Annotated in this window: 17 protein-coding genes; 2 read left to right on the top strand and 15 right to left on the bottom strand. The window is 75.5% G+C overall.

Translation table 11 applies throughout. The features are described 5' to 3' along the window. Nucleotides 1-5: 5 nt before the first annotated feature. The 6 genes from orn to ABD994_RS09730 form a co-directional block, all read right to left on the bottom strand. Entirely contained in the window at nt 6-680 is a 675-nt protein-coding gene (orn, locus tag ABD994_RS09755) for an oligoribonuclease (RefSeq protein ID WP_345413533.1), read from the bottom strand. An 11-nt stretch (nt 681-691) separates the two neighbouring features. Next, nucleotides 692-2158: a PH domain-containing protein gene (locus ABD994_RS09750; RefSeq protein ID WP_345413530.1), complete on the bottom strand. Its 1467-nt coding sequence runs from the start codon at nt 2156-2158 to the stop codon at nt 692-694. Then, on the bottom strand, nt 2155-2649 hold the full coding sequence (locus ABD994_RS09745) for a PH domain-containing protein (protein WP_345413528.1): 495 nt from the start codon (nt 2647-2649) through the stop codon (nt 2155-2157). The genes ABD994_RS09750 and ABD994_RS09745 overlap by 4 nt, the downstream gene beginning before the upstream one ends. Nucleotides 2650-2665: 16 nt before the next feature. Then, on the bottom strand, nt 2666-4291 hold the full coding sequence (locus ABD994_RS09740; protein WP_345413526.1) for an AMP-binding protein: 1626 nt from the start codon (nt 4289-4291) through the stop codon (nt 2666-2668). After that, nucleotides 4288-6309, bottom strand: a complete 2022-nt coding sequence (locus ABD994_RS09735; protein WP_345413524.1) for an SDR family oxidoreductase — start codon at nt 6307-6309, stop codon at nt 4288-4290. Before ABD994_RS09735 ends, ABD994_RS09740 begins: the two co-directional genes overlap by 4 nt. 67 nt (nt 6310-6376) lie before the next feature. After that, nucleotides 6377-6565 (bottom strand): hypothetical protein, encoded by a 189-nt coding sequence (locus ABD994_RS09730; RefSeq protein WP_345413522.1) that lies wholly within the window; start codon nt 6563-6565, stop codon nt 6377-6379. Between the two features lie 31 nt (nt 6566-6596). Between ABD994_RS09730 and ligD the strand changes: the two genes are divergently transcribed. Both ligD and ABD994_RS09720 read left to right on the top strand, forming a co-directional pair. Next, nucleotides 6597-7589: a non-homologous end-joining DNA ligase gene (gene ligD / locus ABD994_RS09725; protein ID WP_345413520.1), complete on the top strand. Its 993-nt coding sequence runs from the start codon at nt 6597-6599 to the stop codon at nt 7587-7589. Further along, the gene (locus ABD994_RS09720; protein WP_345413518.1) at nt 7586-8218 is read left to right on the top strand and encodes a CDP-alcohol phosphatidyltransferase family protein; all 633 of its coding nucleotides are present in this window, start codon (nt 7586-7588) and stop codon (nt 8216-8218) included. Before ligD ends, ABD994_RS09720 begins: the two co-directional genes overlap by 4 nt. Before the next feature lie 24 nt (nt 8219-8242). Here ABD994_RS09720 and ABD994_RS09715 read toward each other — a convergent pair whose 3' ends face one another. From ABD994_RS09715 to ABD994_RS09675, 9 genes are all read right to left on the bottom strand, one after another. Continuing rightward, nucleotides 8243-9733, bottom strand: coding sequence for a phytoene desaturase family protein (locus ABD994_RS09715; protein WP_345413516.1), 1491 nt, complete (start codon nt 9731-9733; stop codon nt 8243-8245). Then, nucleotides 9730-10824, bottom strand: a complete 1095-nt coding sequence (locus tag ABD994_RS09710; protein ID WP_345413514.1) for a glycosyltransferase family 2 protein — start codon at nt 10822-10824, stop codon at nt 9730-9732. The genes ABD994_RS09715 and ABD994_RS09710 overlap by 4 nt, the downstream gene beginning before the upstream one ends. Next, nucleotides 10821-11675, bottom strand: a complete 855-nt coding sequence (locus ABD994_RS09705; protein WP_345413512.1) for a carotenoid biosynthesis protein — start codon at nt 11673-11675, stop codon at nt 10821-10823. Before ABD994_RS09705 ends, ABD994_RS09710 begins: the two co-directional genes overlap by 4 nt. Continuing rightward, on the bottom strand, nt 11672-12565 hold the full coding sequence (locus ABD994_RS09700) for a YhjD/YihY/BrkB family envelope integrity protein (protein ID WP_345413509.1): 894 nt from the start codon (nt 12563-12565) through the stop codon (nt 11672-11674). The genes ABD994_RS09705 and ABD994_RS09700 overlap by 4 nt, the downstream gene beginning before the upstream one ends. A gap of 62 nt (nt 12566-12627) precedes the next feature. Continuing rightward, nucleotides 12628-13479 carry a DUF1206 domain-containing protein gene (locus tag ABD994_RS09695; RefSeq protein ID WP_345413507.1) on the bottom strand — a complete coding sequence of 284 codons (852 nt, stop codon included), beginning with the start codon at nt 13477-13479 and terminating at the stop codon, nt 12628-12630. A gap of 50 nt (nt 13480-13529) precedes the next feature. After that, nucleotides 13530-14339, bottom strand: coding sequence for a DUF2127 domain-containing protein (locus tag ABD994_RS09690; RefSeq protein WP_345413505.1), 810 nt, complete (start codon nt 14337-14339; stop codon nt 13530-13532). Nucleotides 14340-14350: 11 nt separating this feature from the next. Beyond that, on the bottom strand, nt 14351-15289 hold the full coding sequence (locus tag ABD994_RS09685) for a glycosyltransferase family 9 protein (RefSeq protein WP_345413503.1): 939 nt from the start codon (nt 15287-15289) through the stop codon (nt 14351-14353). A 2-nt stretch (nt 15290-15291) separates the two neighbouring features. Continuing rightward, complete coding sequence (locus ABD994_RS09680; protein ID WP_345413639.1) at nt 15292-16029, bottom strand: RNA polymerase sigma factor SigF; 738 nt, start codon at nt 16027-16029, stop codon at nt 15292-15294. A 221-nt stretch (nt 16030-16250) separates the two neighbouring features. Beyond that, nucleotides 16251-16769, bottom strand: coding sequence for an ATP-binding protein (locus tag ABD994_RS09675; protein ID WP_345413501.1), 519 nt, complete (start codon nt 16767-16769; stop codon nt 16251-16253). Between the last annotated feature and the right edge of the window lie 157 nt (nt 16770-16926).

Below are 16926 nucleotides of genomic sequence, written 5' to 3'. Positions count from 1 at the left end.
CGGCGTCAGGCGCCGGGCGGCGGGGCCTGACCGCCCGCGGGTCCGGGCTCGGCGGACTGCGCCCCGACGACGCCGGCGCGGTCGTCGGCCACCACCGACGCCGCCGCGGCCTGGGCCTCGTCGGTCGACGGCCCGGGCATCGGCACGAACGCGGTGCGCCGGTAGTACTCGAGCTCGCGGATCGACTCGCGCACGTCGGCGAGCGCGCGGTGGGCGAGCCCCTTCTCGGGCTGCGCGTAGTAGATCCGCGGGTACCAGCGCCGGCACAGCTCCTTGATCGAGCTGACGTCGACCATGCGGTAGTGCAGGTAGCCGTCGAGCTCGGGCATGTCGCGGGCGAGGAAGCCGCGGTCGGTGGCGATCGAGTTGCCGCACAGCGGCGCCGAGCGCCCCTCGGGCACGTGCTCGCGGATGTAGTCGAGGACCAGCTTCTCGGCCTCGGCCATCGTCACCGTCGACTGGCGCACCTCGTCGGTGAGCCCCGACTTCGCGTGCATGTCCCGCACCACGTCGGGCATGGCGTCGAGCGCGTCGTCCGGCGCGTGGATCACGACGTCGACGCCCTCGCCGAACGGTACGAGGTCCGCGTCGGTCACCAGGGCCGCGATCTCGATCAACGCGTCGTTCTTCAGATCGAGTCCGGTCATCTCGCAGTCGATCCACACCAGACGGGCACTCACGGGAGGAGACCCTAACGGCGCACGAAGGAACGAGCGCCCCGAGCGCCGATCACGAACGGCGTCAGCAGGCCCGGGGTGACGTCGTCGACCAGCTCCAGCGCCCGGTCCGCGCCCACGTCGAGCACCTCGTAGCGCCCCCGCCCGGCCGCGGTGACGGCGTGCAGCGTCACCAGCCCGGCCCGGCGCTGAGTGAGGCTCTGGGTGAGACGCCAGCCGATCACCCCGCCGCGGCGCAGGACCACCGTGCGGCGCACCCAGCCGCCGGCGCGGGTGACCAGGTGCTCGCCGGTCAGCGCGTGCCCCAGCGCGCGGACGCGGTCGAGCGCGAGCAGCAGCGCCCCGACCAGCACGAGCGGGACGGTGACCACGTCGGCCGGCGTCTGCGGCGTCGCGAGCAGGACGGCGGCGACCACGAGCGCCGGCCCGACCCCGCGTGTCAGCCGCCGCACGACGGCCGCCCGCGGGTGGCGGGCGAGGGGGACCCGCGTCGCCTCCGCCGGGTCGACCCCGAGCACGCCCGCGGCCACGCGATGGGCGACGCGCCGCGGCATCGCCGGCCCGACGGCGCCGACGTGCTCGGCCTGGTGGTCGGCCCGCAGGCCGGTGGTCAGCGCCAGCGGGCGGGCGCCGCCCCCGAGGCGCACCAGCAGCGGCTCGTCGAGCTCGACGCCGCGCAGGCGCCGGCCCTCGAGCGAGAGCGTGCGGCGGGTCAGCAGACCGCGGCGCAGCTCGAGCCCGCCGTCGTCGGCGCGGGTGAGCCGGTAGCCCCACCAGTTCTCGACGAACACCACCGCGGCCCCGACGACCGCGGTGAGCACGAGCGCGACGGCGCCGAGCCAGATCGGCGCGCGGCCGGCGGTCTGCTCGAGGACGACCGCGCCGGGGCGGATCGAGAACTCGTCGGCCAGCCGGATCAGCCCGACCCACACGGCGCCGACCACGGCGAGCGCCGAGAACGTCAGCGGCGCGAAGCGCACCCACCCCCACCGAAGCCGGGCGAGCTCGGGGACGGGCGCGGCGGCGTCGACGGGCGCCACGCCGAGCAGCAGCGCGCGCAGGCGCTCGGCCTCGCCGCGGCGCACGGCGTCGAGGGTGAGCTCGGCGTCCTCGCCGCCCTCGCGCCGCCCGGTCCCGACGCGGACGACGGCGAGACCGAAGAGGCGGTGGGCCGGGTTGGCGGTGAGGTCGGCGGTGCGGATGCGGTCGCGGTGCACGCTGCGGTGGTGGCGGCGCAGCAGGCCGGTGCGCAGCTCGACGCGGTCGTCGCCGATCCGGTAGGTGGTGGTGAACCACCGCGAGACCCCGAGCACGAGCACGGCCACCGCGAGCAGCAGGCCGCCGCCGAGGCGCCAGCGATCGTCGGTCGACCCGCCGGTGATCGCGATCACCACCAGCACCGGGACGAGCTTGACCAGGTCGACCGCGGGGTGGACGACGAGCATGCGGCGGTCGAGGCGCAACCAGGAGGCGTCGCTCACGTCGCGTCCCCGACGCTCTCGGTGGCGCGGGTCAGACGCTCGGCGAGCCCGAGGGCGTCGTCGAGGTCGAGACCGTCGATCGTCAGCGCCCCGCTCGACGACGCCGTCGTCACCGTCACCGACGCCAGCCCGAGCGCGCGCTGCAGCGGCCCCCGGTCGGTGTCGACGGTCTGCACGCGCGTGATCGGCGCGATCCGCCACTCCAGGCGCACCCAGCCCGCGAGCGTGTGCACCGCGTCGTCGGTGACCTCCCAGCGGTGCAGCGCGTAGCGCACGCGCGGCACCACCAGCAGGTGCGCCACGCCGACGACCAGCGTGACGGCGCCGGTCACCAGCAGGAGCCGGGCCCAGGAGGGCAGGACGACGGCGACGGCGACCTGCGGGACCAGCACCGCGAGCGTGGTGAGCCCCGAGCGCAGCGCCCACCACCGCCGCGCCCGCGGGCTGACGTGGTGCGCCGGCGCACGCAGCTGCGGCCCCGGCGTCGTCACGTGTCCATCTTGGGGGTCAGGACTGCGCGGCCCCGAGCTCCTTCTTCAGCACCTTGCCCGTGTTGTTGCGGGGCAGCTCGTCGAGGAACTCGACGTCGCGGGGCGAGGCGAAGCGCGCCAGGTGGTTCTTCACGTGGTCGCGGACCTGGTCGGCGTCGACCTTCGCGCCCGACTCGAGCACCAGGTAGGCGGCCAGGCGCTGCCCGTACTCGTCGTCGTCGACCCCGATGACCGCGGCCTCCTTGACCCCGCTCATCTCGGCGAGGAGGTTCTCCACCTCGCCGGCGTGGATGTTCTCCCCACCCGAGACGATCATGTCGTCGGCGCGGCCGGAGATGAACAGCAGGCCGTTGCGATCGAAGTGCCCGAGGTCGCCGGTGCCGAGCATCCCGTCGACGAGCTCGGTCTCGCCCCGCCCGCCCGTGTAGCCGGTGAAGAGCATGTCGTTGCCGACGAAGATGCGGCCGGTCTCCTCGGCGGGCAGCTCGCGGTCGTCGTCACCCAGGATCTTGAGCGTCGTGCCCGTCGGCGGGCGGCCGGCCGTTCCCGGCTCGGAGCGCAGCTCCTCGGGCCTCGCGATCGACGCCCACGACACCTCGGTGGAGCCGTAGAGCATGTAGAGCTTGTCGCCGAACGTCTCGAGGAACTCGGTGACCTTGTCCGGCGGCATCGCCGAGCCGGTGGCCGTGACCGTCTGCAGCGAGGAGACGTCGTAGCGGGAGATGACGTCCTCGCCGAGCTCGAGGATGCGCTGCAGCATCACCGGCACCGCGAACATCGACGTGCACCGGTGGTGCGCGATCGCGGCGAGCGCGTCCTCGGGGTCGAACTTGCGGCGCAGGACCAGCGTCGAGCCCATCAGCGAGCCGATCTGGAACGCCGCGAAGCCCCACGTGTGGAACAGCGGCGCCGAGACCAGCGCCGGCTCGCGGGCGGTCAGCGGGATGCGGGAGAGGATCGCGTTGACCGGCCCGATCCCGCCGATCGAGGGTCGCTCGGCGCCCTTCGGGGTGCCCGTGGTGCCCGAGGTCAGCACGATCGTCTTGCCGATCGGCGGCTTGGTCGGCAGGTCCTGCGAGCCGTCCGCGCCGATGAGGCCCTCGAGCGTGTCGTCGCCCCAGCAGCCGCTGCCCTCGGTCCACGCCCAGATCCGCCGGACGCTCTCGGGGACCTCGTCGAGGCGGTCGCCGAGGTCGGCGTCGACGACGACCGTCGCGATCTCCTGCTCCTCGGCCACGGCCTTCATCTGCGAGGGCGACAGGCCGGTGTTGAGCAGGACGACGTCGGCGCCGACCTTGCTCGTCGCGAGGATCGTCTCGATCGGGCCGCGGTGGTTGCGGCACAGCACGGCGACGCGGCTGCCCGGGCCGATGTTGCGGTCGGCCAGCGCGCGGGCCAGGCGGTCGGTGCGCTCGTGGATCTCGCGGAACGTCAGCGTGCCGCGGTCGTCCACGATCGCGACGCGGTCCGGGTGGCGCCAGCGGTTGACGACGTACGCCGTGGTCGGGGTGAACCCGTACCGGTAGAGCGCGGTCGGGAAGAGCGCGGCGCGGTAGGGCGCCACCGGGGCGATGACGCCCGCTCCGGTCAGCAGCCGCAGCCCGGTGGCGAGCTCGGTGGGGGTGCCGAACGGGGTCTTCACCAGTGCACTCCAGGGAGAAGTCGGGCCATGGCCTGGGCACCGCGGGAGAGCGGGCCCGTGTCGAGGGTCCGTGCGTCGTCAGGGCTCGGAGAGTCACTACCCTCACGCGCCGCCGCCGATTCCGGGAACACCCGGTAGGCGATGTGCATGACGGCGTCCTTGACGCGCGGGGTCAGCGCGGCGGTCACCGCGCCGAACGTGCCCAGCGCCGTCCCGACGTGCTTGGGGCGGTCGACGAGCGCGTGCATCACCTTGTCCGCCGCCTCGTCGGGGGAGTCGGTGGGGAAGGCGTCGTAGATGCGGGTCGGCGCGATCATCGGCGTGCGCACCAGCGGCATGTGCACGGTGGTGAACGTGACGCCGTCGCCGAGCACCTCGGTGGCGACGATCGAGGCCCACGCGTCGAGCGCGGCCTTGCTCGCCACGTACGCGGAGAACCGTGGCGGGCCGGTCTGCACACCGATCGAGGAGATGTCGACGATGTGCCCGAAGCGGCGCTCGAGCATGTGCGGCAGCAGCGCCATGGTCAGGCGGACGGCGCCGAAGTAGTTGATCGCCATCGTGCGCTCGAAGTCGTGGAAGCGGTCCAGCTCGAGGCGCACCCCGCGGCGGATCGAGCGCCCGGCGTTGTTGACCAGCATGTCGATGCCGGTGTCGGGCCCGGCGTGATCGTTGATCATCGCCTTGACCAGCGCGTCCACCGATTCGGCGTCGGTGATGTCGCACGAGTAGACCCAGGCCTGGCCGCCGTCGCGCTCGATCTCGGCCTTGACCTCCTCGAGCTCCTCGGTGCGCCGCGCGACCAGCAGCGGCACGCCGCCGGCACGGGCCACCTTGAGGGCGGTCTCGCGGCCGATGCCCGACGAGGCACCCGTGATCACGACCCGGCGGCCCTGCAGCGGGCCGCCGGGCCGTGGACGCCGGTGACGGTTGGGGTCGAGGTGCTCGCGCCAGTACTCGACGAGGACCGGCGCGTAGTCGCCGAACTCGGGGCTCGCGATGCCGGTGCCGGCCAGCGCCTCGGTGGTGCGCTCGGAGGTGAAGCGCGTCGGGAAGGTCAGGTGGGGCAGGACCTCCGGCGGGATGTCCAGCTCGGCGAGCACGATGTCGCGGGCCGCGGCGACCGCGGCCACGCGCTGCGCGGCGGTGGCCGCCCGGTGCAGCAGCCCGCCGACGCCGGTGGGGATCGTCGCCTGCACCAGCGGGCCGCCCAGCGGCTTCGCCAGCGCGTTGTAGATCTCGGAGACCGGCTGCGGGCGCGGGTGCACGAGGTGGAACGCGCGGCCGTCGAGGCCCGGCTCGTGCACGAGGTGGACCATCGCGTCGGCGACGAAGTCGACCGGGACGACGTTGGTGGCGCCCAGCTCGGGGATCGCGACGCGCAGCGCGCTCGGGAGCCGGGCGAGCAGCGAGATCGCGGTCAGCAGGTAGTAGGGCCCGTCGACCTTGTCCATCTGGCCGGTCTGCGAATCGCCGACGACGACCGCGGGCCGGTACACGCGCCAGGGGACTCCTCCCTCCTCGCGGACGATGCGTTCCGCTTGGTACTTGGTCTCGTGGTACGGGTTGCCGAACGTCTGCCCGACGTCGAGGTCGTCCTCGGTGAACGTGCCCTCGTACTCGCCGGCGACGGCCACGGACGAGACGTGGTGCAGGCAGCCGGCGCCGATCTTGGCCGCCAGCTCGACGACCCCGCGGGTGCCGTCGACGTTGGCGGCGCGGTTGGCGTCGTCGTCGGCGGTGATGTCGTAGATCGCGCCGAGGTGCAGGACGTGGTCGACCCGCCCGGCGAGCCCGTCGATCTCGGCGTCGTGCAGGCCGAGGCGGGGACGGGTGAGGTCGCCGACGACGGGCACGATCTTCTCGTGGCCGTCGACGTCGGCGAAGCGGCGCAGGAGCCGATCGCGCGAGCCCTGTCGGACCAGCGCGTACACCGCCTCGCAGTCGTCGCGAGCGAGCAGACGGGCGAGGACCATCCGCCCGAGGAACCCGGTACCGCCCGTCACCAGATACCGCATGGCGGAGGATCGTGGCACAGGCCACGGGCGACCGCCACGTGTGGTTACCGGCGGGTCACCGTGCGGCTCACCGTTCCGGGTCGGCCATCTGCTCGACGTCCTCGACGACGTGGTCACCGGCCGCCTCGACCTGGTCGGTGGTCTTCTCGTCGCGGTCCTTCGCCGGGTCGAGGCCCTCGACGAGAGCCTGGTCCTCGTCGTACTCCGCGACGTAGCGCTGCTCGATGTTCGCGGCCTCGTGGCGCTGCTCGCTCATGCACCGCGACGGTAGGGGGTAGGAAGACGGCGTGCCGGACGACGTGTGGGACCTCCCGCCCGAGCAGCAGCGCGCGCTGCGCCGGGCCGAGGACGCGGGGTTCCGGGCGCCGATGCTCGCGACGCTGTCGAAGGACCATCCGCCCGGGGCGGGGTGGGTGTTCGAGCGCAAGCTCGACGGCGTCCGCGTCATCGCCACCCGGGAGCGGGGTCAGCAGCCGCGGCTGTGGTCGCGCAACCAGAAGTCGATGGACGCGAGCTATCCCGAGATCGTCGAGGCCCTCGACGCCGCGGGGCCGTCGCGGTTCGTGCTGGACGGCGAGATCACCGCGGTCGACGGCACGTTCTCGAGCCTGCAGGCGCGCATGCACCTGACCAACCCCGACCGCGCCCGGGCCACCGGCGTCGAGGTCGAGGCGCACCTGTTCGACCTGCTGGTGCTCGACGACGTCGACGTCACCCGGCTCCCGCAGTCGACGCGGCACCGGATCCTCGACGCGGTGGTGTCGTTCGGGGCGCCGCTGCACCGCAGCCCGGCGCTGGAGGGCGACCCGAACGACCTGCTGGAGGAGGCCTGTGCCGACGGCTGGGAGGGCCTGATCGCCAAGCGCAGCGACGCCACCTACGGCGTCGGGGCCCGCAGCCGCGACTGGCTCAAGCTCAAGTGCGTCCGCGACCAGGAGTTCGTCATCGGCGGCTGGACCGACCCGTCGGGCTCGCGGCGGGGGCTCGGGGCGCTGCTGGTGGGCTACTGGGCCTCGGGGCAGCTGCGGTACGCGGGCAAGGTCGGCACCGGGTACGACGCGGCGACGCTGACGATGCTGCGCGACAAGCTGGACGCGCTGGCGGCGGACCGGACGCCCTTCGTGGACTCGGTGCGGGAGCCCGGCCAGCACTGGGTGCACCCGGAGCTGGTGTGCGAGGTCGGGTTCAGCGAGTGGACCGGCGACGGGCGCCTGCGCCACCCGCGCTACCAGGGGCTGCGCGAGGACAAGGACCCCGCGGACGTCGTGCGGGAGCAGTGACGCTCGAGGAGTACCTGACGCGGTGGTCGGCGGCGCACGGCGGCATCCGCCCCACCGGCCTCGTCCTGGGCTGGCTGCGGATCGTCCACGTGCTGGTGCGGCCGCTGGCGCGGCGCCGGCTGCCGCCGTCCGTGTTGACGGCGGCGTCGGGACTGTGCGGTGTCGCGGTGCCGCTGGTGGTGCTGGCCGGGCGGTGGTGGCTCATCGCCGCGGCGGTGCTGGCGGTGCTGTGCGCGCTGCTCGACGGGCTGGACGGCGCGGTCGCCGTGCTCACCGACACCGCGTCGGCGTGGGGGCGGGTGCTCGACCCCCTCGCCGACCGGGTCGGCGACGTCGCGTTCCTCGTGGCGCTGGTGCTGGCCGGCGCGCCCGGCTGGCTCGCGGTCGGGGTGGGCACGCTGACGCTGCTGCAGGAGTCGGTGCGGGCCTCGGCGCGCCTGCCCGACGTCGGGGTGGTCAGCGTGTGGGAGCGGCCGTCGCGGGTGATCGTGACGGCGCTGGGACTGGCCGGGGCGGCCGTGACGCCGTCGCTGCCCGTCGCGACGATCGCGGTGACCATCGCCGCCGTCCTCGCGGTCGTGGGCTTCACCCAGGTCCTGGTGACCGTCTACCGCCGTCTACGTGCGTGATCTTCTGAGCTATAGCTCAGAAGATCACGCACGTAGGACGAGGCGGGCGGTGATCTCGGCGGAGAGGGTCACGAGGGGGAGGCCGCCGCCGGGGTGGCTCGAGCCGCCGACGAGGTAGAGCCCGGGGACCGGGGAGCGGTTGGCCGGGCGCAGGAACGCCGCGAGCGCGCCGTCCGACGACGTCCCGTAGATCGAGCCGCCGGGGGAGAGGGTCTCGCGCTCCAGGTCGGCGGGCGTGCGCACCGTGCACGTGCGGACGCGGTGCCGGACGTCGACGCCGCGCTCGGCCATCAGGGCCAGGACCCGCTCGGCGTAGCGCTGCGCGAGCCCCGGCGCGTCCCAGTCGACGCCCCGCCCCGGCGCGTGCCGCGGTGCCGTGACCAGCACGAACCACGCCTCGCAGTCGTCGTCGTGCCGCAGCGCCGGGTCGTCGGGGGCGTGGACGTAGACCGTCGGGGCGTCCGGCGGCGCCGCGCCCCGGTACGCGTCGAACTCCGCGTCGTAGGCCGCCCGCGACGGCGGGAAGAGCACGCGGTGGTGCGGGGTCGAGGGGTCGCGGCCGTCCAGCCCGAGCAGCAGCACGAACCCCGACGACGACGGCATCGTGCGCGCGAGGCGGCGCGCCTGGGCGGGGTGCGGGAGCAGGCCGCGCGGGCCGTACACGGTCGACGCGTCCGCGTTGGCCACGACGACGTCGGCCGGCACCCGCTCCCCGGACCCGAGCCGCACCCCGGACACGCGGCCGTCGCGGCGCTCGACGCGGTGCACCCGCGCGCCGGTGCGGATCACGACGCCCAGCGACCGGCACCGGTCCGCGACCGCCTCCGCGAGCCCCCGCAGCCCGCCGCGCACGTACCAGGACCCGAACTCCTGCTCGACGTAGGGCACCACCGCCAACGCCGCGGGCGCCCGCCGCGGGTCCGAGCCGGAGTACGTCGCGTAGCGGTCGAGCAGCATCCCCAGGCGCTCGTCGCGCAGGTACCGCGCGCCCACCCCGCGCAGGCTCCGCCAGGGCGCGACGGCGAGCAGGTCGCGCACCCGCAGCGACAGCCGTGCCAGCCCGGCGGCGGAGACCGGCGAGGAGAGGAAGTGCTCGTGCGTGGCGTCCCAGACCCGCTCGGCGTGCCGGAGAAAGGCCTCCCACTGCGCGCCCGCGCCGGCTCCCAGGGCGTCGTCCAGCGCCGGGGCGATCGCCGACCGCTCGCCCGGCAGGTCCAGCTCGACGCCGTCGCCGAAGCGGTACCGGGCGGCGACGTCGAGACGCTGCAGGTCCAGGACCTCGGACATCGGCGCCCCGGTGTCGGCGAAGAGCCGCTCGAGCACCGGCGGCATCGTCACCAGCGACGGGCCGGTGTCGAAGCGGAACCCGTCGACACGGACGGTGCCGAGCTTGCCGCCGACGCGGTCGGCCGCCTCCAGCACGGTGACGTCGTGGCCGCCGGCCGCGAGCCGGGCCGCGACCGCCAGCCCGCCGAGCCCGGCGCCGACGACGACGGTGCGGGTCGTGCGGCTCATGCGGCGGCCGGCCGGTCGACGGCGACGGGACGGCCCCGCCACCGCAGCGTCCCGCGCCGGCGGCCCCGCCAGGCGTCGGCGGTCAGCGCGGCGAGCGCCAGCACCGACACCGGGTGGGCGAGCGCGTCGCGGACCCGGGCGCCGGTGCGGCGCGCGGCCAGCGCCCGGCTCGCGACCCCGGCCAGGTAGCCGACGAGCCCGACGCGCGAGCCGCCGAGCGCCGCCACGGCCGGCAGCACGTGCACCAGCGCCAGCAGCCCGACGACACCGGCCGCGGTCACCGGCGTCCCGAACGCCGCCCACAGCGACTTCCCGTAGCCGTCGCGGACCTCGGTCGTGCCCCGGTACATCCGGCAGGTCGCGACGCCGGTGCCGTCCGCGACGACGCCGCGCCCGCCGGCGCGCTTGATCGCGCGGAGCAGAGCGAGATCGTCGAGCACCTGGTCGGGCGGGTGCCCGCCCGCGGCCCGGTAGGCGCGGGCGTCGACCGCCAGGAGCTGGCCGTTGGCGGCGGTCAGGCTCGGGCGCGGGGAACGCTCGGCGATTCCCAGCGGCAGCGTCGCGAGCCACGACCAGGCCAGCAGGGGCTGCACCAGCCGCTCGGCGGCACCCTCGGCGAGCTGGCGCGGGTGCGGGCTGACGAGGTCCAGGCCGCTCGAGCGCAGGAGGTCGACGGTGGCGGCGAGGCCGTGCGGCGCCACGCGGACGTCGGCGTCGACGAACACGAGGACGTCCGCCCGGACGGAGGCGGCGAGCCGGCGGCACGCCCACGGCTTGGCCAGCCACCCCGGCGGCGGGGTCCCGTCGAGCACCCGGACGCCGAGGGCCCGGGCCCGGGCCGCGGTGGCGTCGTGCGAGCCGTCGTCGAGCACGACGACCTCGGCCGCGGGCCACCCGGCGGTGGCGGCGAGCAGCGCGCGCAGGCAGTCGGCGATGCCGTCGGCCTCGTCGCGGGCGGGCACGAGCACGGCGACGCGTTCGCGGGGCGGGGCGGCGTCGGGGTCGGGGACGCGCAGGCGTCGCAGGTTGTCGACGGTGAGGGCCAGCGAGGCGACCGCGAGCGCGCTGCCGACCGTGACGGGCGCCCTCACCGGCGACGCAGGACGCGCGGCCGCAGGTCGGGCCCGTGGCGGCGCAGCGCGACGATCAGCGGGACGCCGACGAGGCCCATCAGCACGCCGCCGACCAGCGCCACCGACGGCCGGCCGAAGAACACCGCCGCGGCGAGCACCGAGGACAGGAACGTCCAGAGCCACAGCACGAGGGGCAGCGCGTCGTCGGCCGCGGGACGGTCGGCGATCACACGGTCGAGCAGCGCGACCATCACCAGGGCGACGAGCAGCCAGCCGGCGAAGTTCGACACCGGGATGCCCGGCACCCCGGGCAGCGCCGGGGTCGGGTCGAGCCAGGACCAATGGCCTGCCTCGACCATCTGCGGGTCGAGGAACACGTCCCAGGTCGCCAGCGCCCAGGCCCCGAGCAGCGTCGTCGTCAGGTGGCCCCACCGCAGCGGGAGGGCACGGGCCAGGCGTCTCCCGACCAGGAGCGCCGGGTAGGCCATCATCGTCCAGGCCGCGGGCACCACGAGCGGGACGCCCAGGACGGCCGCCCCCAGCGAGCCGGAGTAGCGGTACTCGCCGAAGGGCAGCCCCGTCGCGAGCCCGACGGACTCGACGAGCAGGCCCCCGCCGCCGGCGACGAGCACGAGGGCGGCCGCGGCGGCGGGACCGCGCGTCAGCAGCGCGTGGCCCACCGAGGCCAGGGCGAACAGCACCACGGCCGCGACGGTCATCGCCGGCGTCCCGCCCCCGGTGAGCGGGAAGGCGATCTGGACGCCGACCACGGCCGCGCCGAGCAGCCAGGGCACGGCGTGCCGGGTGGGGCGCAGCGCCGGCCGGCGGGTGTGGGAGGTGCGGGACGCGGTCAGCGTCGCCCGGCTCACCGTCCCGCCCCGACGGGGACGGGCGCGCGGTCGACGGCGTCGACGGGCGGCGGCGGCGTCGAGCGCCACCAGCGGTCCAGCGCGTCGGTGGCGGCCCACCCGACGAGCAGCAGGACGTGCAGCACGAACAGCCACAGCGCGACCGCGACGGTGGCGCCGACGACGTCGAGCCCCCCGAACGGGATTCCCAGGTCTATCGGCAGGGCGAGGAAGAGCAGGAAGCCCTGCAGGAAGCCCGACAGGACCGCCGAGGTGCCGAACGCGCCCACGAGCGTCGCGAACCAGCCCGGGCCGCCGGGCGCGACGACGCGGAAGCCCCAGGCGATGACGACGCCCATCGCGAGCCAGGAGACGTGGAAGGCGAGGACGACCTGGCCGAGCGTGCCGGCGGTGCCGCCGGTGCGGGCGAGGTCGGCGAGGGCGGGAGCCGTCGCGAACACCCCGAGGGCGAGCACGGGGACCGCGAGCACCAGCGGCAGCAGGCTCAGCCGGGCGCGCCACCCGGTGAGGCGGTCGGGGCGCGGGGCGAGGCGCAGGCAGGCCCGGCGCAGTCCCTCGCCGTAGAACGTGGCGGGGAAGATCGTGACGAGCGCCCCCCAGGGGCCGAGGTCCAGCCCGGCGCGCACGAGGGCGTCGTACACCGGGCGGGCGCCCATCCCGGGCGGCACGAGCATCCGCAGGTCGGTGAGGTACGCGGCGACGGTGGCCGGGGACGCGACGAGCGCCGCGCCCCACACGGCCAGCAGCAGCCAGGGCACGACGCCCAGGCCGGCGAAGTACGTCAGGCCGGCCGCGACGGCCGCGAGGTCGCGGCCGCGCAGCGTCTCGCCCACGCTGCGGACGAGCTCGGCGGGGACCCGCAGCACTCCGCGGGACGGCAGGGACGGCACCGGGCGGGCGTACCCCCCGCCCACCGCGCACAACCGGCGGGGAGCTGTGAGCTCCCCGCGCCTCAGGGGTGGCGCGCGTAGGCGTCGATGAGGCAGTACAGGCCGTAGGCCGCGAAGCCGACGCCGGCGACCGCGAGGACCGTCGCGCCGAGGGTGTGATCGGCGAGCGCGCGCAGCGCGAGGTCGAGGCCGCCGACCTCGTCGGGGTCGTCCTCGAGCACCGCGTCGAGGGCCAGCACGCCGACCGCGCCGAAGGCCACCGCGCGGGTCAGGTTGCCGACCGCCCCGAGCCAGCGGGCGACGCGGCGCAGGCCCGGCGTGAGCTTCTCGGGCACGAGGTCGCCGAGGAACGTCGCCCGCACGCCGGTGTAGGTGGTGGCGCCCGCGGTGATCAGCACGACGACCGCGCCGAGCAGGACGAGCAGCCGCCCGCCGGGCAGGGCGAAGGCCTCGTGGGCGATGACCTGCAGCTCCGAGGCGTTGCCGGTCGGCGAGACGATGACGCGCACGGCGAAGTAGGCGACACCGCCGACGCCCAGGGCCTTGGCGAACGCGCCGATGCGCTTGCGCCAGCGCAGGCCGGTCTCGTCGACCCAGCGGAAGCCCACCGCGGCGGCCCGCACCTGCCACACCGCGAACGTCACCAGGCACACCGTCGCCAGGCCGAGCAGGAACCGTCCGACGATGCCGCCGTGCGCGACGATCGCGACCGCGCCGCGCTGGTCCACCGGCGACTGGTCGCCCATCGTCGCGATCGCGGCGGCGAGCCAGCCCAGCAGCAGGTGCACGACGCCGTAGGCGCCGAGCCCGACACGGCCGAGCACCTCCGACCAGTGGCCGGGGGCGTCGTGCCAGTCGGGGTCGAGCCACGCGTGGTGGTCGGGGACCGAGACGGACCCCGGCAGCGTGCTCACGAGTCCTGGATATACCCGAGATCGCCGATCTCCACGGGGATGTGACGCGTTCAGCGCGCGGCCGGTCGCGCGACGTCGGGGGCGGTGCGCTCGACGGCGGGCCAGCCGGTGTCGTGGTCGCGCTCGGCCTGCTCGGCGCGCCCGCCGCCGCGCAGCCCGAACAGACGTTTGGCCACGAGGAGGTAGGCCACCACGGCGACGTTGATCACCAGTGCGATGATCTTCGTCGGCGTCGGCCCGTGCGTGAGCTCCCAGATCTCGGGCGCCAGCAGCACGGTGGTGGCGACGAACGTCAGGTACTCCGCCCAGCGCCGCGCGTGCCACAGCCCGACCGCCTCGACCGCCTCCAGCGCGGCGTAGGCGAGCAGGGCCGCGGCCAGCCAGTAGAGGGTCGTGCTCGGCACCGCGAAGGCGCGCTCGACCTCGACGAGCAGGGTCGGGCCGCCGTGGCCGACGGGCCCGCCGAGCGTGCCCTGGAGGACGGCGACGATCTGGCCCGCGACCGGGCCCCACGTCCCGCGGTAGCTCGCGAAGAGCAGCACGGCCGCACCGAGCAGGCCGAGGCCCACCACGTGCAGCGCCCGGTCGAGGGCGATGAGGCGCAGGACGTACCGGTCGCGCAGCGGTCGCCCGCGCAGCGGCACGTCGATCTCGTCCGGGCCCGGGACGGTCTCACGCGCCGGTGTGGCCGGCGCGCCCCGGGGCTCCCAGGCGTCGCAGCGCAGGCAGCGGTGCCAGCGCAGGCCGCCGGGCTCCTCGCGCACGACGACGGCGTCCTGCGGACGGACCGTGGCGGCGTCGGTCCCCACGAGCGCATGCCCGTGCAGCGAACAGCCCAGCAGCTCGTAGCGCAGTCCCACGCAGCCCGATGCTAGGCCGGGACGGCGCGGGGGGTCGACGGGAGCGCGGCCAGCACGTCGTCGGGGGTGATCGCCAGCAGCGCGGGGTCCGGGTCGTCGGCGAAGCGGTCGCCGCGGCGGGCGGCGTCGTCGGAGAGCGCGACGTGCGGGCCCCCGGGCGGCGGGCCCCACTGCGTCGCCGGGACCGGGCCGAACAGCGTCACCGAGGGCGTCCCGAGGGCGGTGGCGACGTGGCTGATGCCGGTGTCGCCGGCGAGGACGAGCGCGGCGCCGGCGACGAGGTCGAGCAGGCCGGTGAGGTCGGTGCGCCCGCCGAGGTCGGCGTCGGCGGGCAGGCCGGCGCGGGCGGCGACCTCGGCGGTCAGGGCGTGCTCGCCCGGGCCGCCGGTGACGACCACCGCGTGGCCCCGCGCCCGCAGCGCCGCGGCGCACGCGGCGAACCGCTCGGCCGGCCAGCGCTTCGACCCGTACGCGGCGCCGGGGTGCACGACCACCGGCCCCGGGCCGGGGCGGCGCCCGGGCAGGATGAGGTCGTCGGCGTCGACGTCGCGGGGGTCGGCGAGCCCGGTGGCGACGAGCAGGTCGCACCACCGCCGGCGCTCGGGCCGCGTCGGGTCGTCGACCCAGACCGGCCCGTCCCAGCCGGGCGCGGCGTGCCCGACCCGCCGCGCCGGCTCCAGCGCGTCCAGCCGCGCGTGGCTCTCCGGCCCCCGGCCGTGCAGGTTCACGGCGATATCGATACGTGAGCAGTTGGGGCCCTGATAGGGGACGCAACTGCTCACGTGGGTGTCGACCGCGGAGATGCGGGCGACGACAGGGGCGAGGGCATCGGGAGCGACGAGGACGATCTCGTGGTCGGGCAGGGACCGGCGCAGCAGGCGCAGGGCCGGCACGGCGACGAGCAGGTCGCCGAGACCGAGGTCGCGCAGGACGACGGCGGTGGGCGGCACCGCTAGCGCGCGTCCCCGAGCCCGTCGCGCAGCTGCGCGAGGGTCTTGGCCAGCAGCCGGGACACGTGCATCTGCGAGATCCCGACCTGCTCGGCGATCTGCGACTGCGTCATGTTCTTGAAGAACCGCAGCATGATGATCGTGCGCTCGCGCTGCGGCAGCTTCTCCAGCAGGGGGGCCAGCGACTGCTGGTACTCCACCTGCTCGAGCGCGCCGTCGGCCTCGCCCAGCAGGTCGGACACGGTGCCGGAGTCCGGGTCGTCGACGAGCATCTCGTCGAGCGACCCGCTGCGGTAGGCGTTGGACGCCTCCAGCGCCTCGAGGACCTCCTCCTTGCCGATCCCCAGGTGCTCCGCGAGCTCGGTGGCGTTCGGCGCGCGGCCCAGCGTCTGCGACATCTGCGACATCGCCGAGGACAGGGTGACGTTGAGGTCCTTGAGCCGGCGCGGCACGCGCATCGACCAGGCCTGGTCGCGGAAGTGCCGGCGCACCTCGCCGGTGATCGTCGGCACGGCGTAGGAGAGGAAGTCGGTACCGCGCTCCGGGTCGTACCGGTCGACGGCGTTGATCAGCCCGAGGGTCGCGACCTGCTCGAGGTCCTCCTCGGGCTCGCCGCGCCGGGAGAAGCGCCGCGCGATGTGCTGCGCCACCGGCAGGTGCCCGCGCACGAGCTCGTCGCGCAGCCGCAGGCGCTCGGCCGAGCCCTTCTCCAGCGCGGCGTGCTCGGCGAGCTTGGGCATGAGGTGGTCGTACTCGCCGCGCGAGCCCTTGCGCCCGTTCCGGCCGCGACCGCGCTCGTCCGGCTCCTGCTCGGGAGCGTGCTGCGACCCCGTGCCGTCCCCGCCGTCCCCGGGGGCCGCCGTCGCGGCGGTCTGCTCTGCGGCCTGGCCGGCGATGTCGGTCATGGTGTCGATCGAGCTCACATCCGTGGTGTCGGGGGCGGAGGCCGCGAGCGGTGGCGTCACGGAGCGGGTGTCCCGGAACGCCCGGGCAGCAGCTCCGCGACCTCGGCGATCGCGCCCGGGTCGGCGGCCGGGACCGTCCGCCGCAGGCACGCCGGGCGTTCCAGCGTCATGCGCAGCGCCAGCCGGTGCGCCTCGCCGGGCACGGTGGGCGCCTCGGCGAGGACGCGGACGTCGTCGGCCAGGACGGTGAGCACCCGCCACGCAAAGGTGTCGCGCGGCAGCGTCGTCGGGCCGGTGGTCGAGACCGACGCCGTCATCGTGATGCGGTCGTCGTCGACGACGAACGTGCCGGTGAGCCTCGTGTCGGGCCGGGCGAGGTCGGCCAGGATCGTGCAGGCCTCGTCGACGGCGAGCCGGAGGTCGTCGACGGCGTCGAGCGGGAACTCGGCGCGTGCGGCGAGGTCCCCGGCCACCGTGCGCACGGTGACGAGGGCCTCCGGGACGGCCACGACGCGCACCTCGACGTCACACGCGGCGACCGGCGTCCGGTGCTCGGGTGGCTGGGGGCGGGTCAACGGGGTTCCTCCTGGTCGGTCACGCCCGCAGAACGGGGCCGCGGACAGACCGGCGAGGCTCCGGTCTCCGGGCGATTACCCGGGCCCCCTGGCCACAAACCGAGCCCCGCCGCGAGCACCCGGGTGCCGCACGTCGCGCCCACTCGGCCCACACCGG

Source organism: Actinomycetospora chlora (assembly GCF_039542135.1).
Taxonomy (GTDB): Bacteria; Actinomycetota; Actinomycetes; order Mycobacteriales; family Pseudonocardiaceae; genus Actinomycetospora; species Actinomycetospora chlora.
Note: the sequence above shows the minus strand (reverse complement) of the source record. Positions and strands in the feature narration are given on the sequence as shown.

What these genes read in the sequence shown, in the direction of transcription:
- ABD994_RS09735 (WP_345413524.1), bottom strand. Translation starts at nt 6,309, where the DNA reads ATGCGGTATCTGGTGACGGGCGGTACCGGGTTCCTCGGGCGGATGGTC.
- ABD994_RS09730 (WP_345413522.1), bottom strand. Translation starts at nt 6,565, where the DNA reads ATGAGCGAGCAGCGCCACGAGGCCGCGAACATCGAGCAGCGCTACGTC.
- ABD994_RS09715 (WP_345413516.1), bottom strand. Translation starts at nt 9,733, where the DNA reads ATGAGCCGCACGACCCGCACCGTCGTCGTCGGCGCCGGGCTCGGCGGG.
- ABD994_RS09680 (WP_345413639.1), bottom strand. Translation starts at nt 16,029, where the DNA reads ATGCCCAAGCTCGCCGAGCACGCCGCGCTGGAGAAGGGCTCGGCCGAG.